28 protein-coding genes are annotated in these 26,830 nt (G+C 66.3%); 12 read left to right on the forward strand and 16 right to left on the reverse strand.

The window, feature by feature from the left end; translation table 11 throughout:
* The first annotated feature begins 9 nt into the window (after positions 1–9).
* The 5 genes from AB3347_RS08160 to AB3347_RS08180 all read left to right on the forward strand — a co-directional run bounded on the left by AB3347_RS08160 (position 10) and on the right by AB3347_RS08180 (position 3,222).
* On the forward strand, positions 10–753 hold the full coding sequence (locus AB3347_RS08160; RefSeq protein WP_369091284.1) for an MgtC/SapB family protein: 744 nt from the start codon (positions 10–12) through the stop codon (positions 751–753).
* Between the two features lie 49 nt (positions 754–802).
* Positions 803–1,381 carry a DUF924 family protein gene (locus tag AB3347_RS08165; RefSeq protein ID WP_369091285.1) on the forward strand — a complete coding sequence of 193 codons (579 nt, stop codon included), beginning with the start codon at positions 803–805 and terminating at the stop codon, positions 1,379–1,381.
* 1 nt (position 1,382) lies between these two features.
* Positions 1,383–2,213 carry a Rossmann-like and DUF2520 domain-containing protein gene (locus AB3347_RS08170; RefSeq protein WP_369091286.1) on the forward strand — a complete coding sequence of 277 codons (831 nt, stop codon included), beginning with the start codon at positions 1,383–1,385 and terminating at the stop codon, positions 2,211–2,213.
* A gap of 145 nt (positions 2,214–2,358) precedes the next feature.
* Entirely contained in the window at positions 2,359–2,736 is a 378-nt protein-coding gene (locus AB3347_RS08175) for an MAPEG family protein (protein WP_369091287.1), read from the forward strand.
* A gap of 123 nt (positions 2,737–2,859) precedes the next feature.
* Positions 2,860–3,222, forward strand: a complete 363-nt coding sequence (locus AB3347_RS08180) for a hypothetical protein (RefSeq protein ID WP_369091288.1) — start codon at positions 2,860–2,862, stop codon at positions 3,220–3,222.
* A gap of 46 nt (positions 3,223–3,268) precedes the next feature.
* On the opposite strand, the gene AB3347_RS08185 is transcribed toward AB3347_RS08180, so the two are convergent.
* Positions 3,269–3,847, reverse strand: coding sequence for a molybdopterin-dependent oxidoreductase (locus AB3347_RS08185; RefSeq protein ID WP_369091289.1), 579 nt, complete (start codon positions 3,845–3,847; stop codon positions 3,269–3,271).
* Between the two features lie 52 nt (positions 3,848–3,899).
* Here AB3347_RS08185 and AB3347_RS08190 point away from each other — a divergent pair, with 52 nt between their 5' ends.
* Both AB3347_RS08190 and AB3347_RS08195 read left to right on the forward strand, forming a co-directional pair.
* A complete protein-coding gene (locus AB3347_RS08190; RefSeq protein ID WP_369091290.1) occupies positions 3,900–4,496 on the forward strand; it encodes an alpha-ketoglutarate-dependent dioxygenase AlkB in 597 nt (198 codons plus the stop codon).
* Positions 4,497–4,671: 175 nt separating this feature from the next.
* Complete coding sequence (locus AB3347_RS08195) at positions 4,672–5,247, forward strand: porin family protein (RefSeq protein WP_369091291.1); 576 nt, start codon at positions 4,672–4,674, stop codon at positions 5,245–5,247.
* 72 nt (positions 5,248–5,319) lie between these two features.
* On the opposite strand, the gene AB3347_RS08200 is transcribed toward AB3347_RS08195, so the two are convergent.
* The 8 genes from AB3347_RS08200 to rarD form a co-directional block, all read right to left on the reverse strand.
* Positions 5,320–6,474 (reverse strand): acyltransferase family protein, encoded by a 1,155-nt coding sequence (locus tag AB3347_RS08200; RefSeq protein ID WP_369091292.1) that lies wholly within the window; start codon positions 6,472–6,474, stop codon positions 5,320–5,322.
* Between the two features lie 120 nt (positions 6,475–6,594).
* Complete coding sequence (locus tag AB3347_RS08205; RefSeq protein WP_369091293.1) at positions 6,595–7,131, reverse strand: transposase; 537 nt, start codon at positions 7,129–7,131, stop codon at positions 6,595–6,597.
* A gap of 206 nt (positions 7,132–7,337) precedes the next feature.
* A complete protein-coding gene (locus AB3347_RS08210) occupies positions 7,338–7,985 on the reverse strand; it encodes a GNAT family N-acetyltransferase (protein ID WP_369091294.1) in 648 nt (215 codons plus the stop codon).
* A complete protein-coding gene (locus tag AB3347_RS08215; RefSeq protein ID WP_369091506.1) occupies positions 7,985–9,010 on the reverse strand; it encodes a GNAT family N-acetyltransferase in 1,026 nt (341 codons plus the stop codon). Before AB3347_RS08215 ends, AB3347_RS08210 begins: the two co-directional genes overlap by 1 nt.
* Positions 9,003–9,944 carry a GNAT family N-acetyltransferase gene (locus AB3347_RS08220; protein ID WP_369091295.1) on the reverse strand — a complete coding sequence of 314 codons (942 nt, stop codon included), beginning with the start codon at positions 9,942–9,944 and terminating at the stop codon, positions 9,003–9,005. The genes AB3347_RS08215 and AB3347_RS08220 overlap by 8 nt, the downstream gene beginning before the upstream one ends.
* Positions 9,945–9,953: 9 nt before the next feature.
* Positions 9,954–10,907: a hypothetical protein gene (locus AB3347_RS08225; RefSeq protein ID WP_369091296.1), complete on the reverse strand. Its 954-nt coding sequence runs from the start codon at positions 10,905–10,907 to the stop codon at positions 9,954–9,956.
* 180 nt (positions 10,908–11,087) lie between these two features.
* Positions 11,088–12,755: an energy-dependent translational throttle protein EttA gene (ettA, locus tag AB3347_RS08230; protein WP_369091297.1), complete on the reverse strand. Its 1,668-nt coding sequence runs from the start codon at positions 12,753–12,755 to the stop codon at positions 11,088–11,090.
* A gap of 97 nt (positions 12,756–12,852) precedes the next feature.
* On the reverse strand, positions 12,853–13,746 hold the full coding sequence (gene rarD, locus AB3347_RS08235; protein WP_369091298.1) for an EamA family transporter RarD: 894 nt from the start codon (positions 13,744–13,746) through the stop codon (positions 12,853–12,855).
* Between the two features lie 167 nt (positions 13,747–13,913).
* Between rarD and AB3347_RS08240 the strand changes: the two genes are divergently transcribed.
* The 5 genes from AB3347_RS08240 to AB3347_RS08260 all read left to right on the forward strand — a co-directional run bounded on the left by AB3347_RS08240 (position 13,914) and on the right by AB3347_RS08260 (position 19,072).
* Positions 13,914–15,791: a potassium transporter Kup gene (locus tag AB3347_RS08240; RefSeq protein WP_369091299.1), complete on the forward strand. Its 1,878-nt coding sequence runs from the start codon at positions 13,914–13,916 to the stop codon at positions 15,789–15,791.
* Between the two features lie 129 nt (positions 15,792–15,920).
* Positions 15,921–16,358 (forward strand): FKBP-type peptidyl-prolyl cis-trans isomerase, encoded by a 438-nt coding sequence (locus AB3347_RS08245; protein WP_369091300.1) that lies wholly within the window; start codon positions 15,921–15,923, stop codon positions 16,356–16,358.
* Positions 16,359–16,538: 180 nt separating this feature from the next.
* Positions 16,539–16,730, forward strand: coding sequence for a hypothetical protein (locus AB3347_RS08250; RefSeq protein WP_369091301.1), 192 nt, complete (start codon positions 16,539–16,541; stop codon positions 16,728–16,730).
* Positions 16,731–16,836: 106 nt separating this feature from the next.
* A complete protein-coding gene (locus AB3347_RS08255) occupies positions 16,837–17,826 on the forward strand; it encodes a hypothetical protein (RefSeq protein ID WP_369091302.1) in 990 nt (329 codons plus the stop codon).
* Positions 17,827–17,977: 151 nt separating this feature from the next.
* Positions 17,978–19,072 (forward strand): hypothetical protein, encoded by a 1,095-nt coding sequence (locus tag AB3347_RS08260; protein ID WP_369091303.1) that lies wholly within the window; start codon positions 17,978–17,980, stop codon positions 19,070–19,072.
* Here the strand turns inward: AB3347_RS08260 and AB3347_RS08265 are convergent.
* The 7 genes from AB3347_RS08265 to prfA form a co-directional block, all read right to left on the reverse strand.
* Entirely contained in the window at positions 19,069–19,521 is a 453-nt protein-coding gene (locus tag AB3347_RS08265) for a GNAT family N-acetyltransferase (RefSeq protein ID WP_369091304.1), read from the reverse strand. The two genes, AB3347_RS08260 and AB3347_RS08265, sit on opposite strands and share 4 nt — an antisense overlap.
* Before the next feature lie 51 nt (positions 19,522–19,572).
* Positions 19,573–20,589: a histone deacetylase family protein gene (locus AB3347_RS08270; RefSeq protein WP_369091305.1), complete on the reverse strand. Its 1,017-nt coding sequence runs from the start codon at positions 20,587–20,589 to the stop codon at positions 19,573–19,575.
* Between the two features lie 19 nt (positions 20,590–20,608).
* Complete coding sequence (gene gshA, locus AB3347_RS08275; RefSeq protein WP_369091507.1) at positions 20,609–22,204, reverse strand: glutamate--cysteine ligase; 1,596 nt, start codon at positions 22,202–22,204, stop codon at positions 20,609–20,611.
* Between the two features lie 94 nt (positions 22,205–22,298).
* Positions 22,299–24,134 (reverse strand): DUF885 family protein, encoded by a 1,836-nt coding sequence (locus AB3347_RS08280; RefSeq protein ID WP_369091306.1) that lies wholly within the window; start codon positions 24,132–24,134, stop codon positions 22,299–22,301.
* Between the two features lie 70 nt (positions 24,135–24,204).
* Positions 24,205–25,032 (reverse strand): peptide chain release factor N(5)-glutamine methyltransferase, encoded by an 828-nt coding sequence (prmC, locus tag AB3347_RS08285; protein WP_369091307.1) that lies wholly within the window; start codon positions 25,030–25,032, stop codon positions 24,205–24,207.
* Positions 25,029–25,502, reverse strand: coding sequence for a disulfide bond formation protein B (locus AB3347_RS08290; RefSeq protein ID WP_369091508.1), 474 nt, complete (start codon positions 25,500–25,502; stop codon positions 25,029–25,031). The genes prmC and AB3347_RS08290 overlap by 4 nt, the downstream gene beginning before the upstream one ends.
* Before the next feature lie 207 nt (positions 25,503–25,709).
* On the reverse strand, positions 25,710–26,786 hold the full coding sequence (prfA, locus tag AB3347_RS08295) for a peptide chain release factor 1 (protein WP_369091308.1): 1,077 nt from the start codon (positions 26,784–26,786) through the stop codon (positions 25,710–25,712).
* Between the last annotated feature and the right edge of the window lie 44 nt (positions 26,787–26,830).

Here is a 26,830-nt window from a genome sequence, read left to right on the forward strand (position 1 = left end):
CGACCCGCCATGCCTTCGCATTCCCTGCTGGCCACTTACTGGTCCGAATCCAGCATCGTCACCAATGGCCTGATCCTGCTGCACCTGGCCGGCGCGCTGGCGCTCGGCCTGCTGGTCGGCTACGAACGCGCCTACCACGGCCGCGCCGCCGGCATGCGCACCTACGGCCTGGTGTGCATGGCCTCGGCGGCGCTGACCATCCTGGCCGGCTATCCGGACTTCTGGTACGGCGGCCATGGCGGCGTGCTGGCCCCGGTCGACCCGACCCGCATCATCCAGGGTGTGGTGACCGGCATCGGCTTCCTCGGCGCCGGCGTGATCATGCGCGAAGGCTTCAACATCAGCGGCCTGACCACGGCGGCCTCGATCTGGGCCTCGTCGGCGATCGGCATCCTGGTCGGCGTCGGCTTCTACCTGGCGGCGATGGGCCTGGCCTTCTTCTCCGGGATGATCATGATCTACCTGAACCGCCTCGAGACCATCCTGCCCTCGCGCCACGCGGTGGCGGTACGCATGCGCTTCAAGCCGCAGGTCTTGCCGCGCGAAGAGGTGCTGCGCCAAGCCGCGCTCGAGCGCGGCTACGAGATCGCGGGCAGCTCGCTCACGATCAGCAGCGACGAGGGACGCCAGGAGTGGCGCTTCGTGGCGCTGGCGCTGTCGAATCGCAGCGGCGCGCCGCTGTCGGAGCTCGCCGCCGAGCTGGCCGCGTTCGAGGGCCTGGAAGCCTTCCAGCTTTCGCACGCCCGCAATTAAGAAAAAATCTACAACAATAAGTGGTGTTATTCATTACTGGGGTTCATCAATGCAAGCACAAGACGTTCTCGATTTCTGGTTCCTGCCGGCCGACGCCGAGGGCCATGGACAGCAGCGCATCGAATGGTTCCGCAAGGACGAAGCCTTCGATACCGCCTTGCGCGAGCGCTTCGCGACCCTGATCAACCAGGCGGTGGCCGGCGGCCTGCGCGAATGGGACGAGATCGGGCCGCGCGGCACCCTGGCGCGCATCCTGGTGCTCGACCAGTTCACCCGCAACGCCTTCCGCGGCAAGCCGGAATCCTTCAGCGGCGACATCCTGGCACTGGCCAGCGCGCGCCAGCTGGTGGAGTCGGGCGCGCACCTGGGCCTGTCGCCGGTCGAGCGCCAGTTCGTCTACATGCCCTTCGAGCATGCCGAGGACGCGCGCATGCAGGAGCAGGCCGTGACCCTGTTTACCGAACTGGCCGCGCAGCACGAAGGCTTCGGCGAGGCGCTCGACTATGCGCACCGCCACCGCGGCGTGATCGCCCGCTTCGGCCGCTTCCCGCACCGTAACCCGATCCTCGGGCGCGCCTCGACCCCGGAAGAGCTGGCCTACCTGGCGCTGCCCGGCTCCGGTTTCTGAGGTGGCGACGCTGAACCTGGTCGGCGCCGGCCATGTCGGCCGTGCGCTGGGGCGCCTGTTTGCGGCGCACGGCGCCTTCGCCGTGCAGGACGTGCTGACCACCAGCGAGGCCAGCGCGCAGGCGGCGGTGGACTTCATCGGCGCCGGCCGCGCCTGCAAGGGCAGCGCCGACGACCCGCGTCCAGCCCAGGTCTGGATGCTGGCGGTGCGCGACGACCAGATCCGGCCCGCCTGCAGCATGCTGGCGGCCGTGCAGCCGCTGGCAGGGGCGGTCGTGTTCCACTGCAGCGGCGCCAAGGCCTCCGATGAACTGCGGGCCGCGCGCGAAGCGGGCGCTTACGTCGCCAGCGTGCATCCGGTGCGCAGCTTTGCCGATCCGGGCGCGGTGGCCGCCGGTTTCATGGGCACCTTCTGCGGTATCGAAGGCGATCCCGAGGCGCTGGCCGTGCTGGAACCGGCGTTCGCGGCGATCGGCGCGCGCCTGGTGCGCATCGACCCGAGCGCCAAGACCGTCTACCATGCCGCCGCCGTGTTCGCGTCGAACTACCTGGTGACCGTGGTCGACGCCGCGCTGCGCGCCTACGAGGCGGCCGGGGTGCCGGCGCAGGTCGCGCGCGAACTGGCGCAGCCGCTGGCGACCGAGGCGCTGGCCAACGTGTTCCGCCTCGGACCCGAAGCCGCGCTCAGCGGCCCGGTGGCGCGCGGCGACTTCGCCACCGTGGCGCGCCAGCAGGACGCCGTCACGCGCTGGGACGCCGCCACCGGCCGCCTGTACGAGGCGCTGGTGCCGCCGACTGCCGCGCTGGCGCGGCGCAAGCGCGGCGAGGCCTGAACTTATCCCGGGTTTATACAGCACTTACCCAGCGTTTATCCAAGGCTTGTTCCTCCCCTTATCCAGCACTTATCCCAACCCTTTTCCACGGCTTTTCAGACACTTTTCCATGCCCTTATCCCAAGCCTTATCCACAGGAGTCCCAATGTTCTTCACCGCCTGGGCCACCCTGGCCGCGCTCGGCGTGTATTTCTGGACCGGCGTGAACGCCGGCCGCGCGCGCATCCGCCATGACGTCCCGGCGCCCTCGATGGATGGTCCGGAAGCGTTCCTGCGCTGCCAGCGGGTGCAGGCCAACACGCTCGAGCAGCTGCCGCTGCTGCTGGTGCCGCTGTGGCTGTGCGCCTTTTATTTGGGCGACCTGTGGGCGGCGGCCGGCGGCCTGCTGTGGTGCCTGGGCCGCATCGCCTATGCGCTCGGCTATTACCGCGACCCGGCGCGCCGCGAATTCGGCTTTATTACCGGCATGGTGGCTTGTGCGTTGTTAATCGGCGGCACAGTCTGGGGCTTATTGCTGCGCTAAAACGAAAAATGTGCAGACAGTGATCGACAAAGTTCCCGGAGAGCAATAAGCTAGAACGCTGAGAATACAAAAATGATCGCCCGCCATGCCTGTCTTGCGGGCCACAGGAGAAGGAGTGACACCATGCTGTTCCTGAAGAGCACTAGCGTTACCAAGGCCCCGGGTATCTACGAAGTGGACGTTGCCGCCAAACCGCCTGGCAAGACCTTTGGCGTCTTCCTCGCCACCGATCCGGACAATCCGCCGCAGACCGTGCTGGCGGGCTTGGCCGAACTCGGCTTCAAGAACACCCACCAGCAGAGCTATGTGCACAAGGACAAGGGCAAGGTGCTGGACCTGCATTTCCAGAAGGACGGCACCGACCTGTTCAACGGCTGGAAGGCCGAGGAATGCAAGGCTAATCTGGCCGCGATCGAAGCCCTGTTCGGCAATGTCGGCATCGACGTGACGCCGCGCGTCATGAGCCTGGCCGAAGCCTACGCCTGAGAGCGTTTAACAATTCCCCCGATGGCTCGGGGTTTCGTTCGACGCGCTACATTTGAACCTCGATGTGGTACAGCGCCCACGGGCATGCCCCAAAGCGCTCGTTGACCGGCCGCGCCGCCATCTCCGGCACGCGGTCGGCGTCGTACACCGCCCACAAGGGTCCCAGGCCGCCGAGCGCCATCGGCCGGCCGTCGAGCTGCGTCGCCACGATGAAGCCCCAGGCGCGCAATTGCGCCATCGGGACCGCGGCGGCATAGCGGTCCACCGCCCGCAACAGCAGCTTGCCCGCAGCGCCGGGCTGCACGCCGGCCAGCGCCAGCACATCGCGCAGCAGCGGTCCGCGCAGCGTATGCGGCTTGCCGTCGTACTCCAGCGTCGGCCGGATGCTGTGCTGGGGCAAGGCCGCGATGGCGGCGAAATCCAGCGCGCATGCCTTCGTAAACGCCAGCTTCTGCTTGAACATCATCTGGTCGCGTACCGGGTCGAGGGCGCCGCGGTTGCTGCGCTGGATGTCCCCGGTGATCGTGAGCAGGATGGGGCCGCCTGTGCCGGCCGGCCTCGCCGCAGCGCTGGCGGGCAGGGCGCCGGTGGCGAGCGCCGCGCCCAGGAAGTGACGTTTGTCCATGCGAAAATGCCGTGGTGACCGAAACCCTCATCATAGCGATGAAACTTGCGCAATGGATTTATTTGCCTCAGCCCCGGCCCTGATGCCGATCCCCATCCGCGACGGCGAACTGGCTTTCCTCGCCCAGCTGCCGCTGCCGTGGCCAAACGCGCTAGTGCTGGCGCGCCTGATTGCCGAGACCGACTGGCGCGAGGAGACCGTGCTCGTGTACGGCAAGCGCCACCTGCAGCCGCGCCTCTCGGCCTGGCACGGCGACAAGGCCTATCGTTATTCCGGCCTGCGCCTGGCCCCGGCGCCGTTTACCCCGCTGCTCGACGTCATTCGCCAGGCGGCCGAGCAAGCCACCGGGCGGCGCTACAACAGCGTGCTGCTGAATTACTACCGCGATGGCCGCGACAGCATGGGCATGCACAGCGACGACGAGCCCGAACTCGGCCCCGAGCCGGCCATCGCCTCGGTCAGCTTCGGCGCCACACGGCCCTTCATCCTGCGCCACAAGGCTAGCAAGGAGACCCTGAAGCTGCCGTTGACGGATGGCAGTCTGCTGTTCATGGCAGGAAAGCTACAGGCCAACTGGATGCACGGAATCAACAAAACCACCAGGCCGCTCGGTGCGCGAATCAATCTAACTTTCCGTAACATCGACTAAACAGCAGGCTTTTTTCAATATCTTCTGTGGTAAATATCTAACTGATCGGTCAGTTATTTACATTTCCTTACAGTTTTTACGGCCTTGGGACTTTAATTAAGCAACTTCGCTGCTATCTTGGCTACATCGCGATTCACTGGGAATCGCGAACCAGACGAGTCAACAAGGATTCACAATGAAAAAGCTCATCGTTGCACTGATCGCATCCGCAGCCGCCATGTCGGCGGCCCAGGCCCAGACCACCACCGCGCCGCGCGCCTATCTCGGCGCCGGTATCGCCAGCGCCGACCATGATTTCAAGATGTCGGGTGCCACCAACGTCGACACCGAAGGCTACAAGGCTTCCGGCAAGATCTTCGGCGGGTACGAGTTCGACCAGACCTGGGGTGTCGAGGCGGGCTACACCGACTTCCGCAAGTCGGACGTCAACTATTCGATCGGCGGCGTGAACAACCGTGGCGAAACCAAGGGCCACGCGTACTACCTGGCCGCCAAGGCAACGCTCCCGGTCAACGAGCAGTTCTCGGTCTACGGCAAGCTGGGCGCGACGCGCGTGAAAAGTGAGCTGGAAACCCTGAATGCCGCGCAAAACATGAGCCGCAGCAAGACCGGAGCCTACGGCGCGCTCGGCGCGGAGTACAAGCTGAACCAAAACGTCTCGCTGATCGGCGAGTACGAGCGCTATGGCAAGAGCAAGGATTTCGGCGCCAAGGCCGACGTCTTCACCATCGGCGCGAAGTACGCTTTCTAAGCCTTCGCTTCACCCACGCAAAAAGGCCCTGCGGGGCCTTTTTGCGTTTCTGTTTGCGTTGCTGGCCAGTCTTCATGCCCGGGTGAGCGGAACCGCGTCGGCGACAGGGACCGCGGGCCCACGCAGGGGCGCGATCGCGCGGCGCAGGACCTGGGCCATCATGTTCGACAGCCGTTGCTCCAGGTAATGATGGACCATGGCCGCCACGCTCACCGCGAGGGCCGTGCTCAGGAGCACATGGCTCCAGCCGTGGACATCGCCGCCAATGGATTGTACGCCGCGCGTGACCAGCAACTGGAGCGTGGTGTGGGTGAGATAGAGCGAGAAAGAAATCGTCCCCAGCCATACGAGGACCGGCGGCGGCGCCAGTTCGATGGTCTTGCCGGCCAAGGCTAGTGCCAGCACCATCAGCGCAGCGGCCGCTCCCCATTGGGTGGGACCGTGGAAAGTGCCCAGCCCGCTCCAGCCATACCAGACCGTGCCGCACAGGGCCAGCAACACCAGGTGCCGCGCCACGCCACGCGAGCGCAGCCTGAACCAGTCCTGCAGGTAGAGCCAGCCGATGGCGACGCCGGCCAGGAACTCGAGAATGATCGGATTGGTCACCAGGTTCAGGTAGGCGAACGAGAAGCGGAAGTTGGTCAGTACGTCCAGTGTCAGGTCGCGCTTGTAGGCAGGCAGCAGCAGCACCGTGATGGCGATCCAGCCGACCAGGGCCAACCAGCGCCAGCGCCGCAGCAGCAGGCACAGGCCGAACAGCAGGTAGAAATACATCTCGAAATTCAGCGTCCAGCCCAGCGGCAGGGACAGGCTGAAGTACAGTGGGTTGTCCGGATCGACCGGCTGGAAACTCAAGCTCAGCAGCAGGGCGCGAAACTGAGGCCAGTGCGTCAGCCAGCCGAATCCCTGATGGTTGACCGTCAGCCAGGCGCATGTGGCCAATGCGTACAGCGGCCAGATGCGGGCGCAGCGGCGCACCAGGAAATCGGCGGCCTCATACGGGCTACCAATGGTGTTGCGGGTCGTATAGACCATGATGAAACCGCTGATGACGAAGAACAGGTCGACGCCCATCGCGCCCGGGCGCAGCAGCTCGTCGGCAAGTTTCCAGCCCGGGGTGTCCAGGAAGGCATAGCGCGCATGGGTCAGGACGACGAGCAGCACGGCAATGCCGCGCAGTGCCTGGATCCAGGCCAGTTTAGGGCGGGAATCGGTCGGTAAGGCCATGGTGGGAGCCCGCTGGTGAAGGAGTCAGCATCATAGGCAGCGGATGGGCGCGAATACACGCGAATTCTCACCAAAGCCATGCAAGCCGCATGAACTGTGCAGCGGACCGCATCGATCCATTCACAGCCGGGCAAAGCCGTTGGGCTGCGGTCGGTGCACCCAGGGCGGCACGATCAGTGCCGGTTGCGGTGTCGGCGCCGGATGGCCGGCAAGCAGGAAGCGGTGCAGCGAGGACCAGGGCCATTCGCGCGGGTGGCTGCAGAAGCCGTGCCGTACCGCTTCGAGGTGGGTATAGTCGACCAGCGCCGCGTACTCATGGTCGTCGCCGACCCGGTAGTGCTGGTAATGGCGTTCCCAGATGGCGCCGTCGCCCACCCCCGGCATCGACTTGCGCAGCGCCTTGGAAAAGGCGATCTTGACCGCGCGCCAGCGGCTCGAACAGTCGTGGTCGCCCGGCGGCAGGGTCCACATCGCGTGTGCATGGTCCGGCAAGACCACCCAGGCGTCGACGTGGAAGGGCTTGCGCACGCGCGCCAGGCGCATCGCTTCGCCAAAGGCGGAAATATGGTCTGTCAGCAGGGTGCTGCCGCGTTCGAGCAGGCGCACCGTGAAAAAAAACGTCCCACCCGGGACGCGGTTGTCGCGGTAATCACTCATAGGCTCCGTCAGTCCGTTCCTTGCAAAGGCAGCGGACAGTCATGGCCAAAGGCCTCATCGACGAAGATTCTACACACCGCCTTGGGTACGCCGCGTTCGTTTCCGGGAATAAAAAGCCCCGCGCAATGCGGGGCTTTCATTACGAAACAAACACTTACCGATGCGCGCAAGTGGACAGCGACTGGTTCTGTGCTCCAGAAAAGGCGTCAGCGCAGCACGCGCAGGTCGCGGTGCGCGCCGAGCGTGCCGAGGTAGCGCCCTGTCCGGCTAGCCACCAGCCAGCCGGCACGCTGCCAGCCCAGGCTCAGGAAGGTGTTTACGGAACGCAAGTTGGTCGCCTGCACGTGCGACAGGCAGACCTGCAGCCCTTCCTGCGCCATGCTGGATGCGGTGGCGACCAGCAGCTTCTTGGCCCAGCCGCCGCGCCGGCTTGCGGGGTGCGTGTACAGGAAGCTCAGGAACGCATTATGCGGCCCCACTTCGAAGGTGAGGGGGCATGGTGTATCGGTGCGAGCGGCGCCGATGTCGATGCGGGTCTGCGAGCGCACGGCGCCATCTTCGACCAACGCGTAGATTCGACCTCCTTGTGCGAGCACGTTGCGTACTCCTGCTCCGGTATGGGGGCCGATTTGCTCGAGTAGGCTGCCGGGACAACGCACCAGGTCGTCCTCGGAGGCCAGCCGCAGCAGTGTACAGCCTGGCGGGCACGACGCGCCCATGTCTCGCAGCGGCAGCGCAAACAGCGTGTATATATCGAGTGCCAAGGTCTTGCGTAGCAGCCAGAAGCCGAGGCTGCGCGGACCGCCGCGTTCCCGCAGCAGCACCATCCGCTCGTGGTTCCACAGTGCGCGCACTACAGGGGCTCCCAACCGGACAAGGCCATTTTCAACATCCGGTACCCAAGCGCGCCGACCAGTCCCGGCCGGAAGAGGATCAGGTCCAGCATCCGCGCGCCAGGCTGCGCACCCCAGCGCTGTTTGTACCCGGAATCGCCCTGGCCCCAGTCGACCAGGCGCACGCCGCGCCCGATCGCATCGCGGAAAATGTCGACCGAGAGCACCGAGCCTGGACTGGACGCCTTCCACGCCTCGTCATAGCCGTTCGCCACGATGCACATCGTCTGCCCATGTTCGAGGTGGAGCGAAAATGCGATGTCGCGGTCGCCGCACGACAGCAGCCACAGCACGACCGCCGGACCGTCGCGTTGCTGCGCGAGCCGCGACCAGTAGTCCTGATTCTGCGCACCCACCAGCTTGACTTCCCCGCCTTGCTGGGCCACCCAGGAGGCCTGCTCGACCAAGGCTGCGCGCTGCAGCAGCGGCAGGGCCTGCTCCGCGGTGAGCTGGTGCCGTTCGGCGCTCACCGCGGCCTGTTTGTCGAGGCGGCGGCGCTGGTACGCGATGTTCTTCCAGAGCGACCCGCTGACCTGGGCCTGCATTGCCTCCATCGAGGCGGGCAGGGACAGTTCGAACACCTGTCCGGTTTCCTGTTTCAGGCCGCGCCAGCCGTGCGTGCGCAGCAGGCTGACGAAGCGCTGGGTATCGGTGTCGCCGTCGATGATCGGTCCCATGCGCAGCAGGGGGCCACACGGCCGGCGCGTCAACTCGGCGGCGAGCCCGGACAGTGCTTGTTCGCCAGCGCCTGGCTCTACGGCGACGCCGCGCCATGGCCAGTAATAGCCGCCGAGCGCCCACACATCGAGCTTGCCCGCGCGTTTGCGGGCGAATGCGATCTCGGCGCCTGCAACGCGGCTTACCGCCAGCGGTCCACGCCAGCCATTGCTAGGCAAGTAGGCCTGTTCCCAGGCAGCAGAGGTATGCGCGCGCACGAAACCGCGCCGCGCCACCGTACCGGGCGATATGTCGCGCACCTCAGCCATGTCCACGGATCAACCTCCTTACTTTTGCCTTGACGCCGTAACGGTCCAGCAATTCGCCTGCCCAGACGGAAAAACTGTCCATCAATGCATGTCCACGGATGAGGGCGGCATTGCGCAGCGTGGGACGCACCAGGAACACGTGGGCGCACTGGCGCTGGTGGGTGGCAAACAAGCGCTTGTGATCGGACTGGCCTTCGGTAAAATCGAAGTAGCGCAGGCCGCCTTCATTGAACATTTCTTCCAGCGCCAGCCACTGCAGCACGGTACCGACCGACAAATGCATGTAGGCCGGGTCGTAACCCAGGTAGGCGTAGATCGCGACCTCGCCCTCAACCGGGCAATACAGGTAGGAGACCGGCCGTTCGCCGTCGAACAAGATATAGGCGCGCAAGTGCCCTTTGGCGGCCAATGCGCGGGCATGTTCCATGAACTCGGGCGTATCGGGCAGCCCCGCGTCCAGCAGCTTTTCCTGGTAGGTCAGCTTCGACACCGAGCGCGCCAGCGCGAAGAAGGCCGGCACCTCGTCCGGGCTGCGGTACGAATGCCACTTGAGGGTGCCGCCGCAGTGCTCGGTGTACTTGCGGATCTTGCGGTTGATGGTCGAGCGCGTCTTGGAAGAGAATTTCTTCTGGTACTCCTCGAACGAGCTGTTCAGATCGATGTAGCAGTGCTGGTACTGCAAGGGAACATAGCGCAGGAACGGGCCGGATCGCGCCAGTCGCGGCAGCGCTTCGTCCACCGGCATGCGCCGCAGGGCGAAGCCTTGGCTGCCCGGGGCCAGCTGATCCTTGCCGGGCATGGCGATGGCCGCCGGATTTCCCGCCTCGGCCAGCCCAATCGAGCGAAGTTGCAGGCGCAGCGACGCCTGCAACAAGGTCCAGTCGCTCAACTGGAACTTGAACGGCACGTCACGTACTTGCCAGAGACTCATCATTGCCCTTTCTTAATGCATCAGCCTGCGCGCCGCCTGGGCAACATAACGTTGCCCGGTGGCCAGTGGTGAGACCTGCGGCAGCTCCCAGGCCGGCGGCACCGCCGGGACCACGGACGGATCGAACGACGCGGTCGGGAACTGTGCCGCGTTGCGGCCAAGCCACTCGCACAGGCCGGCGAAGCGCCGCGTAACGATCCGGTCTTCGCTGCGGCGGTCTGCGCTCAGGAGCTCGAAGTTGTGCGAGACGAGCGTCGCCGCCGGCAAGCCCTGGTCACGCGCTTGCGTCAGGCCCTGCACCAGCTCGGAGAGCGAACAGGCGGTGATCTGCATAGGGCGCACGCGTCCGAATCCGTCGCGGAACAGCGTCACCGGGTACTCGGCGATGCCCTCGATCCGCGAGGGATGCAGCAGGCGCGCGCTGCCCTTGTCAGGATAGGGGAAATCGAAACAGGCATTGAAACTGGAATCGACCTTGACGCCGATGCGTGCCAGCGCACGCAGGGTATCGGCGTTGGCCGAGTAGTTCCCACTGCGAAATGCGGTCGGGCGCAGCGCTCCTGCCTCCACCAGACGGCCGGCGGCGGCGTCCAGCATCGCTACCTGCTCGTCCAGCGAAAACCTGTGCAGCATCGCCGTCTTCTGGCGACGCGGGACGATCTCGTTCGGCAATTCATCCAGCCATTCGGGATGGATGTGCATCTGCACGTCCTGGCCCGCCTCCATGATCAGGCCCACCAGCTCTTGCAAGGCGTCGAGTCCGTAGTAATAGGAAAACAGCGGCTCGACGAAGAACACCGCCCGTAGGCCGTTGTCACGCAGGATCTGCAGGTTGATCGGCAGGGCGCCGCGCTCCTGCGGCGGCGGTCCGTACGTGAGGCGGCGGAACGCCGCCGGCAGGCGTGTCCCCATGTCGGTCCAGCCATCCGCCCAGATCTCGACATCGTACGTTAAGTGAACTTGCATGAATGCCGACAGTCGAATAATTGATAATTGGGAATTATCTTATAATTTTGCAATTACCCTCAACACTTTTCGTCTCCCGTGTGCCCTTATGCCGCGGGTGGCGCTGGCGCCCGACCCGGCTAAAGAAAAACCCACGCTGTGCGAGGGCTTTTCTTGTAAAACAAGCACTTACCGATGCGCTCAGGTCGTCAGTGGCTTGTAACGGATCCGCTTCGGCTTGGCGCCTTCTTCGCCCAGGCGCTTCTTCTTGTCGGCTTCGTATTCCTGATAGTTACCGTCGAAGAAGGTCACCTGCGAATTGCCTTCGAAGGCCAGGATGTGGGTCGCGATACGGTCCAGGAACCAGCGATCGTGCGAGATCACCATCACGCTGCCGGCGAACTCGAGCAGGGCGTCTTCCAGTGCGCGCAGGGTTTCCACGTCGAGGTCGTTCGACGGTTCGTCCAGCAGCAGCACGTTGCCGCCTTGCAGCAGGGTCTTGGCCAGGTGCAGGCGGCCGCGTTCGCCGCCCGACAGGTTGCCCACGACCTTCTGCTGGTCCGAGCCCTTGAAGTTGAAGCGGCCGAGATAGGCGCGCGACGGCATCTCGAAGCGGCCCACGCTCAGCAGGTCGGCGCCGCCGGTGACGTCTTCGAACACGGTCTTGTTGTTGGCCAGTTCGTCGCGGCTCTGGTCCACCAGCGAGACCTTGGCGGTCTTGCCGATCACGACTTCGCCGCTGTCCGGCTGTTCCTTGCCGGCGATCATCTTGAACAGGGTCGACTTACCGGCGCCGTTCGGGCCGATGATGCCGACGATCGCGCCCGGCGGCACGGTGAAGGACAGGTTGTCGATCAGGAGGCGGTCGCCGAAGGCCTTCGAGACGTTCTTGAACTCGATGACTTCGTTGCCCAGGCGCTCGGCCACGGGGATGAAGATCTCCTGGGTCTCGTTGCGCTTCTGGTATTCGAATTCGCTCAGCTCGTTGAAGCGGGCCAGGCGCGCCTTGGACTTGGCCTGGCGTGCCTTCGGGTTCTGGCGCGCCCATTCGAGTTCCTTGGCCAGCGCCTTCTGGCGCGCCGATTCGGTGGCTTCTTCCTGCTTCAGGCGGGCCTGCTTCTGGTCCAGCCAGGACGAATAGTTGCCCTTCCATGGGATGCCCGAACCGCGGTCCAGCTCCAGGATCCACTCGGCAGCGTTGTCGAGGAAGTAGCGGTCGTGGGTGATGCCGACCACGGTGCCCGGGAAGCGCAGCAGGAACTGCTCCAGCCACTCGACCGACTCGGCGTCCAGGTGGTTGGTCGGCTCGTCCAGCAGCAGCATGTCGGGCTTGGAGAGCAGCAGCTTGCACAGCGCCACGCGGCGCTTCTCGCCGCCCGACAGCACGCCGATCTTCTGGTCCCACGGCGGCAGGCGCAGCGCGTCGGCGGCCATTTCCATCTGCAGGTTCAGGTTGCCGCCGTCGGCCGCGGCGATGATCGATTCGAGGCGCTCCTGCTCCTTGGCGAGGGCGTCGAAGTCCGCGTCTTCTTCCGCATAGGCGGCGTACACGGCTTCCAGCTTGGCCTGGGCCTCGAAGGCTTCGCCCAGGCCGCTTTCCACTTCCTGGCGCACGGTCTTTTCCGGATCGAGCTGCGGTTCCTGCGGCAGGTAGCCGATGTTCAGGCCCGGCATCGGGCGCGCTTCGCCCTGGATGTCGGTGTCGATGCCGGCCATGATCTTCAGCAGGGTCGACTTGCCCGAGCCGTTCAGGCCCAGCACGCCGATCTTCGCGCCCGGGAAGAAGGACAGGGAAATATCTTTCAGGATCTGGCGTTTTGGCGGGACGATTTTGCCCACGCGATTCATGGTATAGACGTAATTGGCCATGCTTTAACTCTGGTGTTGATTAAGGTGCAGAGGATACGACAGAACCCGCGCCCGAGATAGGACTTTAGGACTTTTGTTTGCCCGGGCGCGGGACGGATCAGCTTGCCCGGGCCGGGCGGCTTGCCGCGCTCCGGCTGCGCCACAGCCCTTCGCCGGCAAACAGCGCCAGCGCGGCCCAGATCATCAGGAAGCCCACCAGGCGGTCGCTGCTGAAGGCTTCGTGGAACAGCCACACGCCCAGCAGGAACTGGATGGTCGGCGACAGGTACTGCAGCAGGCCCAGGATCGACAGCGGGATCTGGCGCGCGCCGGTGGCGAACAGCAGCAGCGGGATCGCCGTGATCGGCCCGGCCATGATCAGGAGGATGCGGGTCGAATCCAGCGGCGCATTCAGGAAGGCGTTGGCGCCGTTCAGGGTCAGCCAGCCCACGTAGGCGGCCGCGAACGGGAACAGCACCATGGTCTCGAACGACAGGCCTTCCAGCGCGCCCAGCGCCGCGGTCTTGCGCAGCAGGCCGTAGCCGCCGAAGGAGGCGGCCAGGAACAGGGCGATCCAGGGCACCGTGCCCGACTGCCAGGTGAGCCAGCCGACGCCGAGCGCGGCGAGCGCGATCGCCGCCCATTGCGCCGGGCGCATGCGTTCCTTCAGCAGCAGGTAGCCGAACATGATGTTCACCAGCGGGTTGATGAAATAACCCAGGCTGGCCTCGATCACGTGGCCGTTCTTGACGGCCCAGATGTACACCAGCCAGTTGGCCGAGAGCAGCAGCGCGGAAGCGGCGAAGCTCCAGAACACGCGCGGCTGGCGCACGATGGCCAGCCATTTCCATTGGCGCCGGAAGCCCAGCACAAGCAGAAGAAAAGCGAGCGACCACAGCACCCGGTGCGCCAGGATCTGCACCGGCGGCACGTCGCCGAGGGCGTGGAAATAAATAGGGAACAGGCCCCAGCACAGGAAGGCAAGGGCGGCGGACAGGATACCGGAACGCATGGGCGAGGGAGGGCGATTGCTGGGGTGACATTATCCCTGATGCGCAATTTCTCTGCTGGCGCAGCCGGTTTTCCGACAGGTGTAGTATGTCCTTACGAAATGTTCTTGCAATTTTCTTGTCGTTATTTTATGGTGCGCTGCACCAAGAACAGAACAATGGTGCAACCTTGAGTTCACAAAACAAGAAGAGCAGCGTCGCGGCGCTGACCCTGGCCGCCGTCGGCATCGTCTACGGCGACATCGGCACCAGCCCCCTGTATACCTTGCGGGCTATCTTCGACGCGGAGCATGGCCTGCCCCTGACCACCCCCAACATCCTCGGCATCGTGTCGCTGATCTTCTGGAGCCTGACGATCATTGTCTCGCTCAAGTACGTGACCCTGGTGCTGCGCGCCGACAACCGCGGCGAGGGCGGCATCATGGCGCTGATGGCGCTGGCCACCAATTCGGTCACCAAGACCTCGAGCTGGTATTTCCCCCTGATGGTCATCGGTGTGCTGGGCGCCACCATGTTCTATGGCGACAGCGTGATCACCCCGGCGATTTCGGTGCTGGGCGCGATCGAAGGCCTGGAAGTGGCGGCGCCCGGCATGGCGCATTACGTGGTGCCGCTGGCGGTGGTGGTGCTGGTGTTGCTGTACAGCGTGCAGCGCCACGGCACCGCCGGCATCGGCCGCTTCTTCGGTCCGGTCATGCTGGTGTGGTTCCTTACGCTGGCCGTCATGGGCGTGATCAACATCATCGAAGCGCCGGTGATCCTGAACGCGCTCAATCCCTGGCACGCCTTCCACTTCATGCTGGAAAACCGCCTGCTGGCCTTCGTTGCGCTGGGCGCGGTGGTGCTGGCGATGACCGGCGCCGAGGCCCTGTACGCCGACATGGGCCACTTCGGCCGCAAGCCGATCCGCCTGGCCTGGTTCTCGATCTGCTTCCCGGCGCTGGCCCTAAACTACCTCGGCCAGGGCGGCCTGTTGATCATGCAGCCGGACGCGGTCGAGAATCCCTTCTTCCACCAGCTCGGCACCTGGAGCGTGATCCCGCTGGTGATCCTGTCGACCATGGCGGCCGTGATCGCCTCGCAGGCCACCATTTCCGGCACCTATTCGATGACCAAGCAGGCCATCGCGCTCGGCCTGCTGCCGCGCATGCGCATCCTGCACACCTCGGAAAGCGAGATCGGCCAGATCTACATCCCGGCCGTGAACTGGCTGCAGCTGGCGGTGGTGCTCATCGCCGTGATCGGCTTCGGTTCCTCGGACAACCTGGCCGGCGCCTACGGCATCGCGGTGACCGCCACCATGATGGCGACCACCATCCTGACCTTCTTCGTCACGCGCTACCGCTGGCACCTGCCGCTGGCCGTGTGCCTGGGCGCGACCGGCTTCTTCCTGGTGATCGACATCATGCTGTTCTCGTCGACCACCCTGAAGCTGTTCCACGGCGGCTGGTTCCCGCTGCTGCTCGGCACCATCCTGCTGACCCTGATGCTGACCTGGAAGCGCGGCCGCGAGCTGGTGTTCGAGAACCTGGAAAAGCATGCGATCCCGCTGGAAGCCTTCATGGAGTCGCTGTTCGTGGCGCCGCCGGCGCGCGTGCCGGGCACCGCGCTGTTCATGCGCGGCGAAAGCGACGGCGTGCCGCACGCCCTGCTGCACAACCTGTCGCACAACAAGGTGCTGCACGAGCGCGTCGTCTTCCTCACCGTGCACATCCGCGAAGTGCCGTGGGTGCCGGCGGAAGAACAGGTCGAGGTGGTGGAGCTCGGCCACAACTGCTTCCAGCTCAACGTCGAGTACGGCTTCAAGGACGAGCCGGACATTCCCGGCATCCTGCGCCAGTGTTCCGGCCTCGGCCTGCATTTCGAGATGATGGAGACCTCGTTCTTCATCGCACGCCAGACCGTGATCTCGGCCCCGGGCGGCGGCATGGCGCCGTGGCGCGAGCACCTGTACGTGATGATGTCGCGGAATGCGCGCGCCGCCGCCGACTACTACCAGATCCCGCCGAACCGGGTCATCGAGCTCGGCACCCAGGTCGAGATCTGATTACAAAGGAACACAGAAAAATACAAAAGGCGGACAGTCGGGGGACAGACGCTCCTGCAAGGCTCGGGTAAGGTTCAGGGTTTCGCTGCATAAACTTTCCGCACCCCACCCGTACCTTAAGGAACTCCCATGAAGCTGAAGTTTCCCCTGATCGCCGCCTTTGTCGCCATCCTCAGCCTGACCGCCTGCGGCGGCGGCGGGGACGATTCCGGCGCCGCGGTCGTCAACCCGAACAACCCGACCGCCCTGGTCAAGACCGACGACGTGCTCGGCACCGGCGCCGAGGCCGTTTCCGGCAAGACCGCCACCGTCACCTATACCCTGTGGCTGTACAGCGCCTCGGCCGCCAACCACAAGGGCGCCCAGCTGGAGTCGAATTCCTTCCCGTTCAAGCTCGGCACCAATGCCGTGATCGCGGGCTTCGAACAGGGCGTGACCGGCATGAAGGTGGGCGGCAAGCGCACCATCGAGGTGCCGGCCAGCCTGGGCTACGGTGCGCGCGGCTCCAGCGGCATTCCGCCCAACAATGGCCTGGTGTTCGAAATCATCCTGACCAAGGTGGAGTAACACCGCGGTTTGCGAAAGACCGGGGCGCTGCCCCGGTTAATGAGATGGTCACCCTCCACCCTACAAGTTACTAAACTTGTAAGGTGTTGTTCTTTTTTGCGCGCACGCCTGCGCTGGCGCACAGGCCGCGGCCGCCACATGCCGGATGCTGCTGTTCCCGATGACCCTGCCTGTGCGCCCATGTCTTTCCTTCCTGACCTGCTGGCCTTCCTTGCCGTGCCCGCCGTCCCCGCAGCGGCCGCCGCTCCCGTGGCACATGCCGCCGCCTGCCTGCCGCAGCAAGCCGTGCACGCCGAGCCGGACGGTTGGTTATTGCTCGCCGCACTGGTCGTGTGCATGGCCGGCCGGCTGGCGGCGCAGCCGCGCCGATAAATACCGAACGTCCAGATGAGATTTTGGACATTGAGATTTATCAAACCCGCTGGGTCGGCTATCCGAGATGCTGCAAGTTCCCTTCACTCAAGCATCAAGGTAAGTCATGCGCCACTCTCTGCTGCCCCTCCTGCTGTCTTCCTCGCTCCTCGCCCCGCTCGCCGCACATGGCCAGCCCATCTACAAAATGACTTTCCTGCCGTCCAACACCACGCCGCATGCCATCGACGCCAGCGGGCGCATCGTCGGCGTCGGGACCGATGGACGGGGTTTCCTGTGGTCGCGCGGGACCATGACGAGCCTGGGCACGCTCGGCGGCAATTCCAGCGTCGCCGCAGCCATCAGCCCGGCCAGCCAGGTGACCGGCTTCTCGGATACGAAGGGAGGGGTGTCGCATGCGTTCATGTACAGCGGCAGCGCGCTGCGCGACCTCGGCACCCTGAACGGCCGGCCGACCTTCGGCACCGCCATCAACGCGGCCGGCCAGGTGGCCGGATACGCGCTGGACCGCAAGGGCAACGACCTTGCCTTCCTGTATTCGGGCGGCAAGATGACCGCGATCGGCAGCCTCGGCAGCGGAGTAGCGCGCGCGACCGGGATCAACAAGACCGGCGCGGTGGTGGGCGTGTCCTTCCTGCGCAATTTCACGGCCCAGCGCGCCTTCCTGTACACGCAGGGCGTGATGAAGGACCTCGGCACGCTCGGCGGCCCGTCGAGCGCGGCTGCGGCGATCAACGAGCGCGGCGAGGTGGCCGGCATGAGCTTCGTGAACGCCGACATCCAGCACGCCTTCCTGTACCGCGGCGGCGCAATGATCGACATCGGCTCGCTCGGCGGCGCCTCCACCGAAGCGCGCGCCCTGAACAATGCCGGGATGGTGGTCGGCTACTCGACCCGCGCCGGCGACGTTCCGGGCGACAGCTTCGCGCACGCCTTCCTCTACCGCGACGGCGTGATGGCCGACCTGAACGACCTGGTCGCCAAGCGCGGCATCTGGACGGTGCTCGATGCGGTCGGCATCAACGACGCCCAGCAGATCGCCGCCTACGCCTGCACCGAGTACGGCGACTGCCGTGCGGGCCTGCTGGAGCAGTAGCAGCCTGTTCTGGCCGGCAACCGGGGACTGCCATCGGCACTCCCCGGTTTTCCTTGATCAAGCGGTGAACCCTGTGCCCGCCTGAGTTATCGCAGAGCGCCCGTCGAAGCATGCAGCATCCTTGTGATTCCGATAACTCGCAGAGGCGATCATGGCATCAAGAAAAATCACGCTCGCGTCACTGCTGGCGCTGCTGTCCTGCCCGCTCGTGGCACTGGCCGAACCGATCTATACGATGTCCTTCCTGCCTGCCGGCTTCGATGCGACGGCCATGAACGGTGCCGGCCGTATCGTCGGCAATACCAGCACGGGCGTGAGCATCTGGGATGGCGCCGCGCTCATCGATCTGGGGCTCGGCGCGGACAGCTACGGCTACGCGATCAATGGCCGCGGCGACGTCGCCGGCGCGCTGAACGGGAGCTACGGCCAGCCCTTCCTGTACGCATCCGGCACGCTGCGGCACGCCGGCCCGGCGCTCGACGAATTCCAGAGCGGCCGCGCCAACGGCCTGAACGACCTGGGCCACGTGGCCGGCGAGTACGCCACCTTCGGGGGCGACCAGCACGCCTGGATGGACGCCAACGGCGCCGTCCACATGCTCGGCACCCTGCGCGACTGGACCACCTGGTCGGTCGCCACCGCGATCAACAACCGCGGCCAGGTCGTGGGCAACTCGACCTACGAGGGAGCCGATTCGCCCTGGACCGGGCACGCCTTCCTGTACCAGGACGGCAGCATGCACGACCTGGGCAGCCTCGGCGGCTGGAACAGCGCCGCCAACGACATCAACGACCTGGGCCAGGTGGTCGGGTGGTCCGACGACGAAACCGGCGACATGGTGCCCTTCATCTACGCCGGCGCTGCGATGCGCTCCCTGGGGCCGCTCGAGGGCTACGACTATGTGCCGGGCGAGGCCAGGGCCATCAACAATCTCGGGATGGTGGTAGGCTGGTCCCAGTACTGGGAAGACCAGCGTACGGCCTTCCTGTACCTGGACGGGAAGATGCGCGACCTGAACCGGTTCGTCGAGGGCGCCGACGGCTGGCAACTGGTGGAAGCCTACGACATCAACGACGCCCGGCAGATCCTCGGCAGGGCCTGCCGTGGCGACGAATGCCTGTCGGTGCGGCTCGACCTGGTCGCGGCGGTGCCCGAACCGCGCGGTTATGCGCCGCTGGCTGCCGGACTGGTCCTGCTGGTGGGGCGGCGCTGGTCGGGCAAGCAGGACCAGCTGCGCTTTTCCTAGCGCAGCATATCGACGTGCATGATGCCGTCTTCGTCGTAGGGGGCGGAGACGGTCGCGAAGCCGAAGCCCTGGTAAAACTTTTCCAGGTATTGCTGGGCGCCGATGCGGATGCGGTGGCCCGGATACAGCGCCTCCGCGCGTGCGATGCCTTCCTCCAGCAGGGCGCGGCCGGCCCCGCTGCCGCGCGCGGCCTTGGTCGTGATGACGCGGCCGAGCGACATCTCGTCATACTTCACGCCCGGGCCCAGCACCCGCAGGTAGGCCGCCAGTTGGCGTTTGCCGTCGACCTTGCGCCAGCCGAGCAAATGGTGGGCCTGCGGGTCGAGCCCGTCGATGTCGGGATACAGGCAGGTCTGCTCGAGGATGAACACGTCCTGGCGCTGGGCCAGCACTTGGTACAGGTCGGCCGGGGTGAGGTCGTTGAAATGGGTGAACTGCCAGTCGATCATGGGAATAGCCGGGGTGGTATGGGGCCGCGCAAGCATGGTTTCGAGGCGTGCTCACGCAGCGGTTTCGAAGCCTTCGAGGACGTTGATTGTAGTCGTTCCGGGGTCCGGCGTGCCACTGCCCTGGGCGCCCTCGAAGATGAAGGCGGTGGGCAGGCCGAGGTGGGCAATGCGTTCGCCGATGCGCAGGAAGTCGCCGCCCTGCAGCCCGAAGGCCGACGCCAGGCCCGCGCCCAGCGAAACCACCAGGGCCTCGGGCCGGCACATGGCCAGCTTGACGCAGGCCGTCTCCAGCGCGGCGAACCATTGCGCGCCGCCGCAATCCGGCGCCAGCGGCAGGTTCATGTTGTATCCCAGTCCCGCGCCTTGTCCCTGTTCGGCCGCGTGGCCGGCGTAGAACGGATAGGCATGGCGCGGGTCGAGGTGGATCGACACATGGAGCACGTCGCCACGCGCATAAAAGATGTCCTGGGTGCCGTGGCCATGGTGGCGCGCGATGTCGAGGATGGCCACGCGTTGCAGGCCGTCGTCCAGCAGGTGCTGGGCCGCCAGCGCCGCATTGTTCAGGAAGCAGCCGCCGCCGAAGCCCGCGGCGCGCGCATGCTGGCCGGGCGGATGGGTCAGGGCGAAGCTGCCGCGTTCGCCCAGGCGCAGCGCGTGCGCGGCGTTGATGGCGCAGTCGGCGCCGGTCCGGGCCGCGCTCCAGCTGCCCGCCACGATGGGCGTGCGCAGGTCGGCGGCGAACAGGCCGAGGCGCGCCAGCAAATCGTCCGGATCCGCTTCGGTCGGGACGCCGTGCGGCGGCCAGAAAACGGGCAGCAGATCCTTGCCGGCGTTGGCCGGATCGCGCGCAGCCCAGGCGCTCCAGGCCGTGCGCAGGAAGTGCAGGTAGCGCGGCGTGTGCACGCGCTCGAGCGAGACCAGCGGCACGCCCTGCGGGGTGACGATGCGCCCCAGGCCGCGCCGCTCGCACTCGGCCAGGGTCAGGGCCAGCGCGCCGGGCTGCCCCTCCCACGGCGCATCGAGGCAGGCGGCCTGCTGGGCGTGGTGTTCGTTGTAGAACGTGAGCATGCGCAGGCCGGCAGCGGGCTTACTGGTTCTCGCACAGCTTGCTGCAGTTGTAGGCGGCGACGAAGTCGTCGAAGCTGACGGTGTCGGCCTGCTCGATCGCCACCTGTTCGGCCAGCGATTTTTCGGCCATCTCTTCGAACAGCGCCTGCTCGGCCGGCATCAGCGGGCTGTCGCGGAAGCTGGCCGCGTGCAGCGCGCTCTGGCGCAGGCCGAAGGCGGCGGCCGAACCGAGGCCGCGGATTTCTTCCAGCACCCGCGCCGACGGGGTCAGCGCCGGGTTGATGATCTTGGCCTTCTGCAGGTTGAGCGAGGATTCGTGTACGTTCCCTTCGTTGTGCTGGTCGTCCAGCAGCTGCGCCACCGTGCGGATGCGCTCGACCAGTTCCAGCGCCCAGTCCTTCAGCGGCACTTCGAGGCCGTCGCGCGTCAGGGTGAGGGCCGGGTCGCGCCCTTCCTTCACGGTGCGGGCGAAGTTGCGCGCGTGGACCTGGCTTTCGTGGGCGCTGATCAGCGGGCTTTCCTCGAAGGCGCAGAACAGCAGGAAGGCGTCCAGGAAGCGGCCGGTCTCGAGGCTGATGCCGACCGGCTCGAACGGATCGACGTCGAGGCAGCGCACCTCGATGTACTGCACGCCGCGGTTGCACAGGGCCTGCACCGGACGCTCGCCGGTGCGGATCACGCGCTTCGGCCGGATCGTCGAGTAGTACTCGTTCTCGATCTGCAGCACGTTGGTCGACAGCTGGATCCACTCGCCGTCGCGCTTGGTGCCGAGCGCCGCATACGGCTCATACGGCGTGTTCACCGCCGCCATCAGGCTGGTGACGTAGCTTTCCAGGCTGTTCTCGTGCGGGCGCAGGCCGGACTGGGCGTCGTTCTGGTAACCCAGGTCGCTCATGCGCAGGCTGGTGGCGTAGGGCAGGTAGAGGGTGTCGTTCGATAAGGTCTCGAGCTTGTGCGGACGGCCGCGCAGGAAGCTGGTGGTCAGGGCCGGGGTGGCGCCGAACAGGTACATCAGCAGCCAGCTGTAGCGGCGGAAATTGCGGATCATCGCAATGTAGCTCTCGGACTGGAAGTCGCGCAGCGCATGGCGGCGTTCTTCCACGATGCCCTCGCTGGCGGCCACCAGCTGCCACAGCTTTTCGGGCAGCGAGTAGTTGTAGTGGATGCCGGCGATGCACTGCATCGCCTTCCCGTAGCGCAGCGCCAGGCCGCGGCGGTAGACGTGCTTGAGCATGCCGAGGTTGGAGCTGCCGTACCAGGCGATCTCGATGTCTTCCTCGGGCGGCAGTTCGCCCGGCATCGATACGCTCCACAGCATCTCGCCGTCCAGGCGGGCGTGGGCGAAGCGGTGGATCGCGTCGAGGTGGTTCAGGACGGTCGAGATGTCGTGCTCGGCCGGGGTGATGAATTCCAGCAGGGCTTCGGCGTAATCGGTGGTGATCTGCGGATGGGTCAATGCCGAACCGAGCGTGATCGGGTGCGGCGTGCGCGCCAGCTGGCCGTGCCGGTCCACGCGCAGGGTTTCGCGTTCGATGCCGCGCAGGCCCTGGCCGAGCAGGGCGCGATGCTCGTCGTCGTCGAGCAGGGCCAGGCGGCGCTGCAGTTGGTTCGACACTGGTTGCTTGGACACGGATGTTTCCTTTCTTGTACTGCCAAATTCGATTGGAGCAGAGAGTACCCGAAAAATGCCAAGCGCGCCGGGAGGCCCCTCATTCCCAACCGGTGGCAGCGGCAGCTCCCTCGGGAGCAGGGGGCGCGGCGCTGGAAGCAGGGGGTGGGGCAGGCGTTTTGGCTGCCTCTTTTTCGGCCAGCACCCAGCGCTCCACCTGGCGCTGGAGCAGGTCCAGCGGCAGCGCGCCGTTCTTCAGCACCGCATCGTGGAAGCGGGGCAGGTCGAAGCGTGCGCCCAGCGCGCTGCGCGCGCCGTCGCGCAGTGCGGCAATGCGCATCTGGCCGACCTTGTAGGCGAGCGCCTGGGCCGGCCGCGCGATGTAGCGGTCCACTTCCAGCTCGTTGTCCTGCGGCGGATTGGCGGTGTGCGTGTTCAGGTAGTCGAGCGCCTGCTTGCGCGACCACCCCATCGTGTGGATGCCGGTGTCCACCACCAGCCGCGCGGCGCGCAGCATCTCTTCGTTGAGCTGGCCGAAGCGCGAGAACGGGTCGTCGAAGAAGCCCAGCAGGGGGCCGAGGCCCTCGGCATAGGTGGCCCAGCCTTCGCCGAAGGCCTCGTACCAGCCGTGGCGCCGGAACGCGGGCAGGTCGAGCGCCTGGGCGCGCGCCACCTGCAGGTGGTGGCCGGGCATGCCTTCGTGCAGCGCCACGCTGTCCACCTGCCAGATCGGGCGCAGGTCCAGTTGCGCGACGTCGACCACCAGCGCCGCGCTGCGGCCTTCGCTGCCGGCCTCGTAGTAGGCCACCGGCTGGCCGTTTGGTCCCGGAAGATCCTGCATCGGCTTGACCGCAAGGCCGGCGTTCGGCACCGTGGCCACGACCTTCGGCAGCTTGGCCTGGGCCCGCGCCAGCGCCTTGCGGTAGCGCCCCAGCAGGGCCTCGGGCTGCGTGAAGAACAGGCGGCGGTCGGTGCGTGCGAAGACCAGGAAACGCTCGAGGCTGCCACGGAAACCGGTGCGCGGGACCAGCGCCGCCATCTCGGCGCGGATGCGCGCGACTTCCTTCAGGCCGATCGCATGCGCCTCGGCCGGCGTGAGGCTGGTGGTGGTGGCGCTGCGCACCAGGAAGGCGTACCAGGCCGCGCCGCCGGGCAGGCTGGCGGCGCCGATGGTCTCGCGCGCGGCCGGCAGGTATTCGCTGCGCAGGAAGTCTTCCAGCCGATACAGGGCCACGGCGGCATTCGCCAGCGCCGCGATGCCGTCGTCGACCAGGTCCTCGCGCAGCTCGGGCTCGATGGTGGCGGGAATGCGCTGCAGCGGCGCATACAGCGGGCCGGCGGCCATGTCTTCGCGCAGGCGGCGCAGCGCTTCCGGCACCAGCGCGATCGCCACCTTCGGCACGGTCCAGCCGGCGCGCATGCCCGCGCGCATCTGCTCGATCAGGCCGTCGACATGGGCCGGCAGGGCATCCAGGCGGGAGGCATAGTTGCGGTAGTCCTGCTCGGTGAGGAAAGGCATCTGCGCGACCAGGCGCGGCAGGCGCAGGTGCAGGCCGTCCCAGTTGCTGAGCGGCTGCGGGTCGAAGCTGGTGAAAGCGGCCGCCGCCAGACTGCGCTCGCGCGCGGCCACGAACAGGTCCCAGGACAGGCGGTCCTGGCCCGCCAGTCCGCTGCGGTCGATCTGGCGCGCCTCGTCGAGCACCTGGCGCGTGTGCTCGACGGCGGCGGCGCGCGCCTCCAGCGAGGTATCGCTCAGCAGGGCGTCGTAACGGTGCTCGCCGATGCCGGTGGCGTATTCGGGCTGCTGGCGCAGCTGCCATTGCCATTCGCGTTCGAACAGCTGGCGCGCACGCTCGGCGCCGGCGCCCGCTGCCGTATCCGCGGCGGCGCAGACGAATGGAAGGAGCAGGATGATCGAGGCGAACAGTTTGCGCATGCGGTGCCCATCCAGGGCCGGTATCCAGGAACTGGCCATTGTAGCAACGGCGGTGGGGGCGCCGCGCAAGCTAGGGCAGGCGCCCGCCGCTGACGCGCTCGATGCCGGCCAGGTCGCGCCAGCTTTGCACCTCGACGAAGCCGCGTGCCGCCAGCAGGGCGCGCACGGCCTCGGCCTGGTCGTAGCCATGCTCGAGCAGCAGCCAGCCGCCAGGTTCCAGGTGGGCGGGCGCGCCGTCGACGATGATGCGCAGGGCCGACAGGCCATCGGCATGGTCGGTCAGGGCGCCGCTTGGCTCGAAGCGCAGGTCGCCCTGCGTCAGGTGCGGGTCGCCCGCCGCGATGTAGGGCGGGTTCGAGGCGATGATCTCGAAGCGCTGCGCGCCGAGTGCCGCGAACCAGTCGCTGCGCATGAAAGCTACCCGCGCGCCGTTGGCCGCGGCGTTGGCGCGCGCGATCGCCAGGGCATTCTCGCTCACGTCCAGCGCGGTCACGGCGGCGTCCTCGCGGCTGTGGGCGCAGGCCACGGCGATGGCGCCGCTGCCGGTGCCCATGTCGAGCAGGCGGCCGCGCGGCGGCAGGCGCTCCAGGGCCAGTTCGACGATCAGTTCGGTGTCGGGACGGGGGATCAGCACGCCGGGGCCGACCTTGAACGGCAGGCCGAAGAATTCGCGTTCGCCGACGATGTAGGCGATCGGCTCGCCCTGCAGGCGGCGCTGCACCAGGGCGTCGAGGCGCGCGGCTTCGTCCGCGCTGAGCGCGCGCTCGGATTGCGTGATCAGGGCGACCCGCGCCAGGCCCAGTGCGTGGCACAGCAGGATGCGGTTTTCCAGCGGGTCGAGCGGCAGCGCCGCCTGTAGCCGGCCGATCGTCGCGCCGGCTTGTACCGTAGGGGTCATACGCGCTTCTTGCGCAGCAGGACGAAGGCCAGCAGCACGGTGAGCACCGCGAACCAGATCGCCGACCACTGCGGGATCGCCAGGCCCATCAGCGAATCGGTGGCGCCTTCGCACAGGCCGTCGGCGCGGAACACCCAGGGCAGGTATTCGGCGGTAGGGATCTTGTTGAGGAAGGTTTCCATCGGATCGATGCCGCAGCTGAAGCCGGGGTGAGCGATCACGTACAGGTGCTTGCCGACCGCGACCAGGCCGCCCAGGGCCGCCAGCAGGGCCAGCGCCGTGCCTTCGCGGACCTTGCCGCTGATGGCCGACACCAGGCTCGCAATGCCGATCGCCAGGAACATGTAGCGCTGGATCACGCACAAGGGGCAGGGCAGCATCTCCAGGATGTGCTGCAGGTAGAGGGCGACCGCGATCAGCGCGAAGCAGATCGACGAGATGGCGAACAGGATCTGGCGGTTGGAGGGCAGCATCGGTGGTGTTGTATCAGGTGTTGTTCGGACGGGGGCCATTCTCGCATGAAGCCCCTCGCTCTACTTAATCTTTGCTTAACGTAGGGTGGGCGGGTCTCCTGCCCACGCGTTCAAATCCCGGTTGAGCAGACGCGACGACTATTCATCGGCTGGTTGAACGCGTGGGCGGCAAAGCCGCCCACCCTACAAAACCCGTTCGCCAGATCAATCCCCGAGCGCCGCCAGCAGTTCCGCCTGGTGTTCGGCCGCCAGCGCATTGGTCAGCTCCGCCAGGTCGCCGTCCATGATGAAGTCCAGCTTGTACAGTGTCAGGTTGATGCGGTGGTCGGTCAGGCGGCCCTGCGGGAAGTTGTAGGTGCGGATCCGTTCGCTGCGGTCGCCCGAGCCGATCAGGCTCTTGCGGGTAGCCGCTTCCTTCGACTGCTGCTCGCGCAGCTGCACATCCTTGATGCGCGCCGCCAGCACCTTCAGTGCCTGGGCCTTGTTCTTGTGCTGGCTGCGGTCGTCCTGGCATTCCACCACGATGCCGGTCGGCAGGTGGGTAATGCGCACCGCCGAATCGGTCTTGTTGATGTGCTGGCCGCCGGCGCCGGAGGCGCGGTAGGTATCGATGCGCAGGTCGGCCGGGTTGATGTTCACGTCCTCGACCTCGTCGGCTTCCGGCATCACGGCGACGGTACAGGCCGAGGTGTGGATGCGGCCCTGGGTCTCGGTGGCGGGCACCCGCTGCACGCGGTGGCCGCCGGATTCGAACTTGAGTTTCGAATATACGCCGTTGCCGATGATGCGCACGATGATTTCGCGGTAGCCGCCCAGGTCGGACGGCGACTCGGACACCACTTCCACCTGCCAGCGGTTGCGTTCGGCGAAGCGGGTGTACATGCGCAGCAGGTCGCCGGCGAACAGCGCCGATTCGTCGCCGCCGGTGCCGGCGCGGATCTCGAGGAAGATGTTGCGCTCGTCGTTTTCATCCTTCGGCAGCAGCATTTTTTGAAGATCGAGCTCCAGGGCGGCCAGGCGGGCTTTCGCGGCCTCGATTTCTTCCTGCGCAAAATCCTTCATCTCGGGATCCTGCGCCATCTCCTGGGCCGCGGCGATGTCGTCCTGGGCCGCGCCGTACTGGCGGTACAGGGCCACCAGCGGCGACAGCTCGGCGTGCTCGCGGGTCATCTTGCGGTAGCTGTCCATGTTGGCGGTGGCGCCTTCGGACATGAGCAGTTCGTCCAGTTCGACGAGTCGGTTGGCCAGTTGGTCCAGCTTGGCCAGCATGGATGGTTTCATAGGCGTGTTCGGTAAGGTTCGGGAAGCCGCACGGGGACGGCCGG

The sequence above is a fragment of the Massilia sp. X63 genome (genome assembly GCF_041023745.1).
In the GTDB taxonomy this organism is placed as follows: domain Bacteria; phylum Pseudomonadota; class Gammaproteobacteria; order Burkholderiales; family Burkholderiaceae_D; genus Telluria.